The sequence below is a fragment of the Xenorhabdus entomophaga genome (assembly GCF_037996725.1).
Lineage (GTDB): Bacteria > Pseudomonadota > Gammaproteobacteria > Enterobacterales > Enterobacteriaceae > Xenorhabdus > Xenorhabdus khoisanae.
Genome location: NZ_JBBMXH010000004.1, coordinates 35,340 through 48,529 on the forward strand (window position 1 = coordinate 35,340; position 13,190 = coordinate 48,529).

Genomic DNA, 13,190 nt, shown 5'->3' on the forward strand with positions numbered 1-13,190 from the left:
TAAATTAGAAGTAAAACTCGATTTATTGCCTTTATTACATAAAAACAGTGAAATTAAGAAAACTTAATCTCCCTGATGAGTCATTTATTGAAATTTTAATTCATTAGTTAAACTACTTTGTTGTTAAGCCAGCGCCTTGAAATCTATCTTTTCAAAAGGTATTTTGTCCACCTTAAAAAATCTTATGTAAGGAATGGCAATGGATTTTAATGGTAGCTCTACAAAATGGAAAAAAGGGGTTGTAGCGTTTTGCATTGCGCTAGCGTTATCAGCGTGTGATAACAAGAAAGAAGAATCAGCACAGCCAGTAGCCTCTGCATCATCATCTGAAACTGCGCAAGATAATTCAATCGCAGGGAAAGTTGAACAATTAGCTAAGGAATTAAAAGGCGAATCTGCTCAGGGTACTGAACAAGTTATTTCAGAAAAAATGCAGGCATATATTGAGTGTTATAACTCACTGGATGAATATATCCATAAAAGTATAGATCGCTATAGTGATTGGGTTAAAGACTTAGAAAAAGGCCCTACAGGTAATGAAAAAGTGGTTTATGGCATCTATCCGGTTAGCCAGGATAGCGTAACCCGTTGTCAGGGAAAAATTAAAAAAGTTGCTGCGATGACACCCGCATTGAAGCCGATTGATGATATTGCTATTAATTATATTGAGTCATCAGTAAAACTTGTCGCAGAAATCAATGCCCTGAATCGCTATTATGATCAAGGTGATCACAAAGATGATGGTTTTGCCAAAGGCAAAGCGAAACATCCTCAATTGATCGCTGCTTATCAGGCATTTGAACCAATGTCTGAAGAATTCTCTCAATCTATTGAAAAGATTAATGATGAACGTCAACTGGCCGCTTTACAGCAAATAGAAAAAGAAGATGGTCGAACGTTGGAATATTATAGTCTGGCAATCTTAATCGATGCCAAAAAAATCAATCAGATGATCGAAGAAGATACTTTTGATACTGCACAAGCATTTGTTATGGTTGCTGAATTGCAAAGCAAGACAGAAAATGCGCAACCCTTGGTTGCAGAACGTCAGAATTCGGGTGACCACTCCTATATAGGTTATAATTTTTTGCTAACCCAAGCTGACAGTTATGCGAAGGCGGCGAAAGAGCGTATCCGCAGGATCAGGGATAAAGTTCCTTATTCAGATTTTGAGGAAAAAAATTTAGGCACTTCTTCTGAATGGTTGGTAAATGGTTCTGTCGGCAAGCTGATACGAGAGTATAATCAATTTGTTGAGAGATTTAATAGGTTAGATTAATGATTAACCTATTGATATTATTATCATCCGTGATGGTTTATGATATTTGAGGGACTCCGTACTGAAAACGTAGGTCAATGGCTCCTATAGTTACAGATCCATTGTCCTATGTTCGGTGATGTCTATTTTATCTGCCGAAATGCCTCACATCACTTTCTGAATTTCAATTACATACCATTGAAGGATTATTTTTAGCGTATTCTCCACTTGAAGCATAAAATCGCGGGATTTTTATGCGAAGCGTATCGAAAAAAACGAGACTTATCTTGTTTACTCTGGAATAGAAGCCACTAACTCCCTATAATCCGCCCCACATGGTATTCGTGAATACTATGTTCCCACTTTAATTTTTTTCTTTTTTAACCAGGTTATTTCTACTATGGCTGATGAAGCACATAAGTGTACAATCGTAGGTATCTCAGGTGCCTCTGCCTCAGGCAAAAGCCTTATTGCCAGCACACTTTATAGAGAATTACGCGCTCAGGTTGGTGATCACAATATCGGTGTTATTCCAGAAGATTGCTATTATAAAGATCAAACCAACACCCCAATAGAAGAACGTTATAAAGTTAATTATGATCACCCAAGTTCAATGGATCACAATTTACTGTTTGAACATCTCCAGGCACTGAAGGCCGGAAACTCCATTGAATTGCCGCAATATGACTACGTTGAACACACCCGCAAACCTGAATCCATTCATTTTGAACCGAAAAGAGTCATTATTCTCGAAGGTATCCTACTATTAACGGATAAGCGCTTGCGCCAAGAGTTGGACTTTTCCATTTTTGTCGATACACCACTGGATATCTGTTTGATGCGCCGTATTAAACGCGATGTGAATGAACGCGGGCGTTCGTTGGATTCCGTCATGGAACAGTACAAGAAAACAGTACGACCCATGTTCCTGCAATTTATCGAGCCATCAAAACAATATGCCGATATTATTGTACCTCGTGGTGGGAAGAACCGCGTGGCCATTGATATCTTAAAAGCCAAGATTGGCCAATTTTGCGAATAACCTGCTGTTCAGGCATTCATAAGTATCATCGTATTTGAGAGGAAATAATGCGACTCTGTGACCGTGACATTATTAAATGGCTAGATGAAGGTAAGCTGGTAATTACCCCACGTCCCCCTGTTGAACGTATTAATGGGGCAACTGCTGATGTGCGCCTTGGGAATCAGTTTCGCGTTTTTCGGGGTCATACTGCTGCTTACATTGATTTGAGTGGCCCTAAGGCGGAAGTCAATGCGGCACTTGACCGTGTCATGAGCGATGAAATTACTTTGCCGGCTGGAGAAGTATTTTTCCTCCATCCCGGTGAATTGGCTTTGGCGGTAACGCTGGAATCTGTCACACTGCCTGATAATTTAGTCGGTTGGCTGGATGGGCGTTCATCTCTGGCGCGTCTCGGCCTGATGGTGCATGTCACTGCGCATCGCATTGATCCGGGTTGGCAGGGGCAAATCGTTCTGGAATTCTATAATTCAGGTAAGCTGCCTTTGGCTTTACGCCCCGGGATGGTCATAGGCGCATTGAGCTTTGAACCGCTTTCGGGATCGGCTGAACGGCCTTATAACCGACGTCAGGATGCTAAATATAAAAATCAGCAGGGAGCCGTAGGTAGCCGTATCAGTGAAGATTAATCTTTTCTGGTAAAGCTTTCTGGTGAAAATAGTCATCTTGTAGACATGAGACTGGGGAAGTCATGAAAAGATTGTTGACGACACTCGTTATTTTGTTGGTAGTCATTGTTGCTGGTTTAACTACGCTGGTCATGTTAATTAACCCAAATGATTTCCGTGACTATATAGTCAAGCAGGTACAAAAGAAGAGTGGCTACCAGCTCGTGTTTCAGGATGATTTACGCTGGCATGCCTGGCCAAAACTGAGCATTCTGACTGGGCAGGTATCATTGACCGCTCAGAATGCTAAAAAGCCGGCAATTGTGGCAGAAAATATGCGTCTGGACGTGGAGTTGTTGCCTCTGTTATCCCACCAGCTTTCAGTTAAAGAAGTGATGCTGAAAGAGGCTGTATTGCGATTCACACCAGATAGCCAGCCGCAGAAACGGCTGCAAGCTCCGATTGCGCCGGAAAGTGATATTCGCTATCCCGCCGTCTCTGGCCGTCAGGCTTGGAAATTGGATATTGCCAGAATCAAAGTAGTGGATAGTTTACTGATCTGGCAAGCCAGTGATCATTCCCAATTAAATGTTCGTGGTATCAATTTACTGTTGGAACGCAGTGATAAAAATCACGTTGACCTCAAACTCAGCAGTAAAATTAATCAGAACCAGAAAGAATTGGCGTTTGAACTTGGCGCCTCAGTGGATATTTCCGACTACCCGCAGAAAATGTTGGCTGACATTAATTCCCTGACGTATCAATTAAAGGGTGTTGGTCTGCCATCTGCCGGAATTCAAGGGACGGGCAGTGCTACAGTGAAGTATCAGGCTTCACCTGAATCAATATCACTGCAAAAAATAGCGTTGATGATAAATGATGAGAATGAGCTGAAAGGTAATATTACTGCCATATTGAAAGATAAGCCGCAATATTCCATCAACCTGACATCGCCAAAATTGAATCTGGACAATCTGTTGGGGTGGGATGTTTTACCGAAAAATACCCCGCAGGCAAAACATGATTATCAAATCGAAAATAACTCTTCAAAACCAGTCATCGCGGCATCAGTCTCGCCATTGTCCAATTATGATCTCACTTTTTTGCAAGGCGTTGATGCTGATGTCTCATTCATGGCGGATAAGCTCATTTATCAGGGGATGAATATTGATAATTTTGGCTTGCAGGCTGTGAATAATAACGGCTTAGCGAAAATTGAAAAGTTAAACGGCAATCTATTTGGTGGGCATTTTGCGCTGCCAACTACGATTGATGCCACAGTGACTCCTGCAAAATTACATACAAAGCCATTTTTACAGAAAATTGAACTGGAGCCATTGTTAACCGCATTAGCATTACCGCCGATATTCAATGGTCAGATTAACGTGGATGGTAATCTTGTGGGGGAAGGGTATGACGAATATGCCATTTCCCATTATTGGCAGGGTGATTTGAATATCGATCTGAAAAACGCGCGTCTGAAAGGATTGAATATTCCTCAGCTTATTCAGCAATCTTTTTCCCGGGCGACTGATCAAGTCAGTCAACCTACGAATACAGATGATTTTACTGAAGCGAAAAATATGTCAGTGAAAGCACAATTGGATCGTGGTGAGATTAATATTAGTGAACTTACCGCAACTTCCGGCATTCTCAATATTCAGGGGAAAGGGAAAGCAAATTTACTGAAACAGAACACCGATGTTGCATTATGGGTGCAATTGACCGATGGATGGGGTAAACAGAACGAATTGGTACGTCGTTTGGCGAAGTTAAGAGTGCCACTGCGAGTTTACGGTGACTGGAATAACCTGCAATATACGTTGAATGTGGAACCTGTATTGCGTGATGAGTTACAAGAAAGAGCCAAAAAATCCATCAAAGATTGGCTCGAAAATAATAACGATAATGAGAACCTTAAAAAACTAGAGGAATTGCTGAATAAAAATAAAGGTAATCATTAAATAGAAAAGAAATTGATATTTTAGTTTGGATCAGGTGATCGCCTTAGCGATCACCTGATTTAATGCCTATTTCTGCTAATACCCTACCGCGTTAATACCCGACAACCTGATAGTAGAAGTGCGGTACCCAACCGAGCTGATTAGTCGTGACGGAGACTGTCAACGTATCTTTCGACAAACCAATTCCGTCTGAATTATCCCGCCGGGTTTTGACATCAGCCAAATAACTAGGATGCTGATTATCAAAATTATCTCCGACAATACTTGCTTGGCATGAAATAATGCCATTTGGCAAGGCCGTGGGCAGTGTGATTTTGTAGAAGTGAGTATAGTAAGTCACTCCACCAATCACAGATTGATTAAATTCGCCAATAGGTTCACTACCAACCACAAGCCCGTTTAACATGAATATCTCACCCAGTTTGATGATGGTGTGATCTTCCCCAATTCGACGTGATTCAAGGCCTGATCCTACCAAATCACCCAAGCCTAAATTTCTCACAAAGGCTTGTTTGTCTGGGATATCGGCTCCATTCTTACTTTTCTCCAGCCGGCCCTCAACGTCATTTTTGGCGGCTATCGCATTGGTATTGGCATCACTTGCTAATGTTTCAACTTTATTGATGCGGGTATCGATCTCCGTCTTGCTGTAAGTCCCTACATCAGATGCAGTCAGTTTAATATCGGATAACAGGGCCTTGCCATTTACGGTACGCGTGAGTGGGACGCGACCATCCGCATTGTTATTGGCTGTATTTGCTAGATCTTTAATATCCTCAATGCGGTTGTCCACTTCGCCTTTGGTATAGGCATTTATATCAGATGCAGTCAGTTTAATATCGGATAACAAGGCCTTACCATTCACGGTACGCGTGAGTGGAACTTTGCTCTCCGTATTATTATTGGCATTATTTGCCAGCTCCTTAACTTCATCAATAAGGATATTGATATCAGCCTTGTCATAGGTATCTATATCAGCCGCAGTAAGTTGAATGTCCGTTGATAACTCCTTGCCATTCACTTTACGTGCCAATGGTACTTTACTATCAGCAATACCAATGGCTGATTTTGCCGTGTTATCGGCTTTCTTAGCTTGCTCGGTAACCCTGCTGATTTGATCATCGATTTCCGCTTTATCATAAGTATTGATATCAGCAGCTTTTAATTCAATGTCAGTTATCAGCTCCTTACCATTGATCTTGCGGGTTGATGGAACAGATTGTTGCAGAGCCAGCGTGGCATTTTTATTGGCGGTTTCAGCCAGATCCTTAACGTCCTTGAGATTGGTGTCGCTTTCTGTTTTGTTGTAGGCATCAACATCGGCCGCAATCAATTGGATATCGGCTGAAAGTTCTTTGCCATTGACCTTACGGGTTAATGGCACTTTGCCATCAGCCAGATCCGTAACATCTTTGATACGCGTATCGATTTCTGCTTTGCTGTAGGCATCAACATCGGCAGCAATCAGTTGGATATCGGCTGAAAGTTCTTTGTTATTAACTTTGCGGGTTAATGGCACTTTGCTGTCAGCCGAACTCTGAACATCTTTGATACGTGTGTCGATTTCCGCTTTACTGTAAACATCAATATCAACAGCAGTCAGCTGGATATCGGTCGTGAGGTCTTTTCCATTGACTTTGCGGGTTAATGGCACTTTGCTGTCAGCCAGATCCGTAACATCTTTGATACGCGTATCGATTTCTGCTGTGCTGTAGGCATCGACATCGGCCGCAGTCAGTTGGATATCGCTTGAAAGTTCTTTGTTATTAACTTTGCGGGTGGGTGGCACTTTACTGTCAGCCAGATCCGTCACAACTTTAATATTGGCGTCACTTTCTGCTTTGCTGTAGGCATCGACATCGGCAGCAATCAGCTGGATATCAGCCGTGAGGTCTTTTCCATTGACTTTGCGGGTTAATGGCACTTTGCTGTCAGCCAGATCCCTGACGTCCTTGGTATGGGCATCACTTTCCACTTTACTGTAGGCGCCAATATCAGCGGCAGTGAGTTGGATATCGACTGAAAGTTCTTTGTCATTAACTTTGCGGGTTAATGGAACTTTGCTTTCGGCCAGATCTCTAACGTCTTTGATACGCGTATCGATTTCTGCTTTGCTGTAGGCACCGACATCGGCAGCAATCAGTTGGATATCTGCTGAAAGTTCTTTGTCATTGACTTTGCGGGTTAATGGCACTTTGCTTTCGGCCAGATCTCTAACGTCTTTGATATGCGTATCGCTTTCTGCTTTGCTGTAGGCACCGACATCAGCGGCAGTCAGTTGGATATCGGCTGAAAGTTCTTTGTCATTGACTTTGCGGGTTAATGGCACTTTGCCGTCAGCCAGATCCCTGACGTCCTTGATACGCGTATCGATTTCCGTTTTGCCGTAGACATCAATATCGACAGCAGTCAGTTGGATATCGGTTGTAAGTTCCTTGCCATTGACTTTGCGGGTTAATGGCACTTTGTTGTTAGCCAGATCCCTGACGTCCTTGATACGCGTATCGATTTCCGTTTTGCCGTAGACATCAATATCGACAGCAGTCAGTTGGATATCGGTTGTGAGTTCCTTGCCATTGACTTTGCGGGTTAATGGCACTTTGCCGTCAGCCAAATCCTGAACACCCTTGAGATTGGCATCGCTTTCCGCTTTGCTGTAGGCACCGACATCGGAAGCAGTCAGCTGGATATCAGTTAAGAGTTCCTTATCGTTGATCTTGCGGGTTAATGGAACTTTTTTGTCAGCCTCTTTAATGGCTGATATGGCATTGTTATTGGCCGTGTCGGCTGATTGCTGAACGGCATTGATACGATCGTCAATTGCTTTCTTATCGTAGGTACCGATATCATCTACAGTCAGTTGGATGTCTGTTATTAACTCTTTGTCATTAATCTTACGAGTTTGTGGAACCGTATTTTTAATTTCTGTAAGCGCCTGAATGGCGTTCTGATTAGCAGTATCAGCCGACTTTTTAACTGTATCGATAAGTCCATCAGTCTCCTGTCGGGTGTAGGCACCCACATCAAGCGCGGTCAGTTCAATATCTTTTATCAGCTCTTTGCCGTTGATTTTACGAGATAGTGGAACTTTGTTATTCGCAATATCAATAGCTTGATTGGCTAATTCATTGGCTCCATTGACAAGAGAATCTGTTTGAATTTTGTCGTAGGCACCGACATTCGCTGCTGTCAATTCAATATCTCTGGACAGTTCTTTGCCATTAACTTTGCGGGTTGATGGCACAAATTTGCCGGTAGAGGATATTGTAGTAGCCAAATCATAAGCTTTATTTGCCAATTCATAGGCTGTTTTTATTGCTTTTGGTGTTGCTGCATTAGTTTCGTTGTCACTGTTTACCGCACTACTCAACACAACAAATCCTTTCTCTTTTAAAGTAGCGTTAGGATGGTTGCGGCTTTCGGCGTGTTCTTTAATTTTTTCTCTCACATAGCCGCGAGTTGAAAGGCCGGAAAGTAGCTTACTTATCCAATCTGTCAGCCTGCTGTCACCAACAGGCAGAGCCATACGAATAGTTTGCTCCTGAGATTCCTGTTTGTAGAGATCGGCGCAGCTTCCTACCGCAATCAGCGTGCCATCTTTATCAAACAAGCCCATTTCACGGATCCACCAATTCCCTTCACCTTCAGGAAGTGTTTGCTCAGCGATAAGTTGGCTGGGATTTTTGGGGTCGATGGTCAAAGTATCAATTTCAGCACGATGCTTTTCATTAATCAGTGTAGATTGGCTGGCATTGGGAATGGGTGAACTACCACCTCCATCTCCTACAGCCATATGGGTAATTTCAAGTTTATTACCCGATGAAGAAGCTTCTTCCAGTTTGTTTTTACCTGCATGTGTCAGTAATGCAAAATGTTTTGTACTCATATGAAACCCTCATCTTATCAACAATAAATAGATGTATTGCTAAATTAGCCACAGGAGACTTTGTCAAAGTTTCTGGGCATATGAAGGCGGTGGCGACATCTCCGCTAACTACCATTGAATGGCGTCAATTGTACTTAGGGAAGTCATAAGTAAATAGCCTAAAAATTGAACCAAACTGATAAAACATATAGGAATAAAAAAAACCGGCCTTATGCCGGTTTTCCTCAGTAGCCATGTGATTTTAGGTTGGTGTGTTATATTTCCACTTCTTCTTCCACTTTCAATGAAGTAATTTTTACTTTATTGATACGGTGGCTGGTGATTTCCAGCGGTTCAAATAAATAATCACCAATCTGCAATTGTTCGCCTTGTTGTGGAATATGTTGCAAGTGTTCCATTAACAAACCCGCCAGTGTTTGGTATTCGCGTTTTTCATCCAATAGTAGTGGCACGTAAAGTACCAAATCTTCTAGTGGCATAAACCCATTGGCGACCCAATACCCTTCTTCCATGACCTGAATATCATGGCGGGCATCGATCTCTCCGCCACCCACGGGCAGGTTACCGGTAATGGTTTCCATCACATCTGTTACTGTGACTACACCTTCAACAGAACCGAACTCGTCAACGACAAACGCGAAATGTGTTTGTGCCTGACGGAATTGCTCTAATGCTTGCAGCAAAGAGAGGGGTTCCGGGAAAATCAGCGGTTGTTGCACCAATTTCCGTAAATCGAAGGAATTGTGAGTCAGTTGCTGGTTGAGTATATCAATCACATGCACTACACCGAGAGGTTCATCACTGGTTGTCTCATCGGTGACGACAATTCGCGTATGCGGCTTTTGTTCCAGCAGCAGAGTCAATTTTTCAGCCGGAGCATGGGCATCAAGATATACGACATCATGACGTGAAGTCATGATACTGCTGACGGTACGCTGAGCCATGCTGAGAACACGGGCGATCATCTGGCGCTCTTGAGGCTCAAAGACTTCTTCGTTATCAGTACCATCCGCAATCAGATTGGAAGTATGATTATCCAACGCAGCGTTTTCACGTTTGCCGTTCAAAATGTGAAGAACGGCCTCCGCGGTTCTTTCACGCAGAGAACGGGAAGCGGTCAAGAATTTGCGGCGATTGAATTGGGCAAACTGATTCAATGCTTCAATCATGATGGAGAAACCGATAGCCGCATAGAGATAGCCTTTCGGTATGTGGTAACCAAAGCCTTCTGCAACCAAACTGAAACCGATCATCAACAAGAAACTGAGACAGAGGATAACAATTGTGGGATGTGCATTAACGAATTTCGTCAGAGGCTTACTGGCCCATATCATCAAAATCATGGCGATGATAACTGCGGCAATCATGATACCAATGTGATCGACCATGCCTACAGCAGTAATAACGGAATCCAGTGAGAATACCGCATCCAGGACGATAATCTGCACGACAACCGGCCAGAAGCCAGCTCCTTTGCGTTGTTGATTGCTATGCAACGTTTTCCCTTCCAGCCGTTCATTCAATTCCATTGTGGCTTTGAACAGCAAGAAAAGTCCCCCTATCAACATAATTAAATCACGGGCGCTGAAAGGATGATCCCATAGGGTAACGAGTGGTTTGGTCAGGGAAATGAGCCAAGACAGGCTAAATAGCAGCAGTATCCTCATAACCAGAGCACAGGAAAGCCCTGTCAGGCGAGCTTTATCTCTCTGCTTTTCAGGAAGTTTGTCTGCCAAAATGGCAATAAATATTAAGTTGTCAATTCCGAGAACAATTTCTAAAACGATAAGTGTAGCCAGGCCGGCCCATATCGTCGGATCAGCGATCCATTCCATACAATTTATTTTACCTTTTAGTATAACGGCTTCTGCCGACTATTGAATAATGGATATTGAAGGACTAAATATCAATAGTCGATTTATTTTAGTTGGAAATTTTTTCAGCAAACAAACGCCACGACGGTATCGATTGCATCAATAACTACCCTCTATGACCCTTCCTGAGTTAACATGTGACTTCATTAACAAATTGTCCACTCTGTTTTGTTGCATACAGGCATGTGTTGCATATGACATATCGTGTTACGTACTGCATCTTGGGTGGCAGCAGTCATTATTAGACGGGAGTTATTCATGTCCAAACAACAGATCGGTGTTGTCGGTATGGCGGTAATGGGGCGCAACCTGGCGTTGAATATTGAAAGCCGTGGTTACTCTGTATCCATTTTTAACCGCTCCAGTGATAAAACTGACGAAGTTATTGCTGAAAATCCAGGGAAAAAATTAGTTCCAAGTTATTCCATTGAAGAATTTGTCAATTCACTGGAAAAGCCACGTCGTATTCTGTTGATGGTTAAGGCAGGTGAAGCTACGGATAAAACCATTGCATCGCTGACGCCACATTTGGATAAGGGTGACATTCTGATCGATGGTGGCAACACCTACTTTCAGGATACTATCCGCCGTAATCGTGAGTTGTCTGCTCAGGGTTTTAACTTTATCGGTACCGGGGTTTCTGGTGGTGAAGAAGGTGCACTGAAAGGCCCTTCAATTATGCCCGGTGGCCAGAAAGAAGCTTATGAGCTGGTAGCGCCTATTCTGAAAGAGATTGCTGCTCAGGTTGATGGCGAGCCTTGCGTCACTTATATTGGCGCAGACGGTGCCGGCCATTATGTGAAGATGGTTCACAATGGTATTGAATATGGTGATATGCAGTTGATTGCGGAAGCCTATTCCTTATTGAAAAACGCATTGAACCTCAGCAATCAGAAACTGGCAGAAGTATTCAGCGATTGGAACCAAGGCGAGCTGAGCAGCTACTTGATCGAAATTACTGCTGATATTTTCTGTAAGAAAGATGAAGAAGGTAAATATCTGGTTGACGTGATTCTGGATGAAGCGGCCAACAAAGGTACCGGAAAATGGACCAGCCAGAGTTCCTTGGATCTGGGCGTTCCAGTGACATTGATTACTGGATCCGTATTCGCACGTTATATCTCTTCCCTGAAAGATCAGCGCGTGGCGGCATCCAAGGTGCTGTCTGGCCCGGAAGCACAGCTATTTAATGGCGACAAAGCTGAATTTATCGAGAAAGTTCGCCGTGCTCTGTATTTGGGTAAAATTGTTTCCTATGCGCAGGGCTTCCAGCAACTGAAAGCGGCATCGGATGAATATAGTTGGGATCTGAACTACGGTGAAATTGCCAAGATTTTCCGTGCTGGTTGTATCATCCGTGCTCAATTCCTACAAAAAATCACGGATGCGTACAATGAAAACCCGGCTATTGCTAACTTGCTGCTAGCTCCTTACTTTAAACAAATCGCAGATGAATACCAGCAGGCGCTGCGTGATGTTGTCTCTTATGGCGTACAGAATGGTATTCCAACACCAACATTCTCTGCCGCCATTTCTTATTACGACAGCTATCGTTCAGCCGTTTTGCCAGCCAACCTGATTCAGGCACAGCGTGATTACTTTGGTGCGCACACTTACAAGCGTACCGATAAAGAAGGTGTGTTCCACTCCGAATGGCTGGAATAATCGTTAGATATTTTTATTAAATATCTAATGTTCAGAGAATAGGGTGCTGAGTTATCAACACCCTATTTTGTTGAATGAAACATATTAATTCAGAGATTGCTATTTGAGCAACCGTTGTGCAAATTTCTCTAACCAGTGTGCTATCTCAGCATCATGATAGTAAAGCAATACAGCGAGGCTGAGGGCAACCAGACTGAGTATTACTAGAACAAAAATATTATTCATATAATAATCACTCATTTCATCTGGTTGAATTATAGCAAAATGTAAACTTTATTTAAGTTAGCTTGAATTTATTGGGTATTTTCCTGAAGTTAGCCTTAATCAGCTATTTTTCGAAAAGCAACTAATTCAGGTATAGCGATACGACGGTAATCTTCCGTATTTAAAATAATTGAACGTTCCAGACTGCCGGCATTAAATGCCAGCTCGTCATAGCGATCGAATAGGAATGGGTCAGCAACGAGCTTCAGATCCGGATGAAAGCTAAACGGTGGAATGGCGCCAAAGACACAGCGTGTCAACTCAGAAACTTCTTTCGGGCTTGCCAACGATGCCCGGCTTCCTCCTGTTTGTTTGGCGAGAGTGGCAAGATCAGCTTGTTGGTCAGCAGGTAGAACAGCAAGGATATATTGTCGATAACCATTCCCTTTCACATGACAGACCAGGCCTTTTGCGCCTTGACCTAACTGAGTTCCCCGTATTTTTGCAACTTCTTCTGAACGACCACCTGTGGCATGTTCCATGACACGATAACGAGCATTATGAGTATCCAACAAGGCAGTTAGACGTTCGAAAATGTCATTTTTTAGCAAAATTTTCTCCTACATAAACTCAAACTAAAATTTAGTACCTATTTTTTTATTCTTACATAGGCAATTATTGATTCTGGT

8 protein-coding genes are annotated in these 13,190 nt (G+C 42.8%); 5 read left to right on the forward strand and 3 right to left on the reverse strand.

Features of this window, described 5'->3' with window-relative positions; translation table 11 throughout:
- Window positions 1-199: 199 nt before the first annotated feature.
- The 4 genes from AAC854_RS01470 to asmA all read left to right on the forward strand — a co-directional run bounded on the left by AAC854_RS01470 (window position 200) and on the right by asmA (window position 4,872).
- The gene (locus AAC854_RS01470; RefSeq protein ID WP_340615579.1) at window positions 200-1,279 is read left to right on the forward strand and encodes a YiiG family protein; all 1,080 of its coding nucleotides are present in this window, start codon (window positions 200-202) and stop codon (window positions 1,277-1,279) included.
- A 379-nt stretch (window positions 1,280-1,658) separates the two neighbouring features.
- Window positions 1,659-2,300: a uridine kinase gene (udk, locus tag AAC854_RS01475; protein WP_340615580.1), complete on the forward strand. Its 642-nt coding sequence runs from the start codon at window positions 1,659-1,661 to the stop codon at window positions 2,298-2,300.
- A 47-nt stretch (window positions 2,301-2,347) separates the two neighbouring features.
- Complete coding sequence (gene dcd / locus AAC854_RS01480) at window positions 2,348-2,929, forward strand: dCTP deaminase (protein WP_340615581.1); 582 nt, start codon at window positions 2,348-2,350, stop codon at window positions 2,927-2,929.
- A 62-nt stretch (window positions 2,930-2,991) separates the two neighbouring features.
- The gene (gene asmA / locus AAC854_RS01485; protein WP_340615582.1) at window positions 2,992-4,872 is read left to right on the forward strand and encodes an outer membrane assembly protein AsmA; all 1,881 of its coding nucleotides are present in this window, start codon (window positions 2,992-2,994) and stop codon (window positions 4,870-4,872) included.
- A gap of 91 nt (window positions 4,873-4,963) precedes the next feature.
- Here the strand turns inward: asmA and AAC854_RS01490 are convergent, their stop codons facing one another.
- Both AAC854_RS01490 and AAC854_RS01495 read right to left on the reverse strand, forming a co-directional pair.
- Window positions 4,964-8,758, reverse strand: a complete 3,795-nt coding sequence (locus AAC854_RS01490; protein WP_340615583.1) for a phage tail protein — start codon at window positions 8,756-8,758, stop codon at window positions 4,964-4,966.
- A gap of 254 nt (window positions 8,759-9,012) precedes the next feature.
- Complete coding sequence (locus tag AAC854_RS01495; protein WP_340615584.1) at window positions 9,013-10,593, reverse strand: TerC family protein; 1,581 nt, start codon at window positions 10,591-10,593, stop codon at window positions 9,013-9,015.
- Window positions 10,594-10,890: 297 nt separating this feature from the next.
- Between AAC854_RS01495 and gndA the strand changes: the two genes are divergently transcribed.
- The gene (gene gndA, locus AAC854_RS01500; protein WP_340615585.1) at window positions 10,891-12,297 is read left to right on the forward strand and encodes an NADP-dependent phosphogluconate dehydrogenase; all 1,407 of its coding nucleotides are present in this window, start codon (window positions 10,891-10,893) and stop codon (window positions 12,295-12,297) included.
- A 320-nt stretch (window positions 12,298-12,617) separates the two neighbouring features.
- Here the strand turns inward: gndA and AAC854_RS01505 are convergent, their stop codons facing one another.
- A complete protein-coding gene (locus AAC854_RS01505; protein WP_340615586.1) occupies window positions 12,618-13,112 on the reverse strand; it encodes a YbaK/prolyl-tRNA synthetase associated domain-containing protein in 495 nt (164 codons plus the stop codon).
- Window positions 13,113-13,190: the final 78 nt, after the last annotated feature.

Excerpts from the sequence above, each read along its gene's own strand:
- AAC854_RS01470 (WP_340615579.1), top strand. The coding sequence starts at position 200 with ATGGATTTTAATGGTAGCTCTACAAAATGGAAAAAAGGGGTTGTAGCG.
- udk (WP_340615580.1), top strand. The coding sequence starts at position 1,659 with ATGGCTGATGAAGCACATAAGTGTACAATCGTAGGTATCTCAGGTGCC.
- dcd (WP_340615581.1), top strand. The coding sequence starts at position 2,348 with ATGCGACTCTGTGACCGTGACATTATTAAATGGCTAGATGAAGGTAAG.
- asmA (WP_340615582.1), top strand. The coding sequence starts at position 2,992 with ATGAAAAGATTGTTGACGACACTCGTTATTTTGTTGGTAGTCATTGTT.
- AAC854_RS01490 (WP_340615583.1), bottom strand. The coding sequence starts at position 8,758 with ATGAGTACAAAACATTTTGCATTACTGACACATGCAGGTAAAAACAAA.
- AAC854_RS01495 (WP_340615584.1), bottom strand. The coding sequence starts at position 10,593 with ATGGAATGGATCGCTGATCCGACGATATGGGCCGGCCTGGCTACACTT.
- gndA (WP_340615585.1), top strand. The coding sequence starts at position 10,891 with ATGTCCAAACAACAGATCGGTGTTGTCGGTATGGCGGTAATGGGGCGC.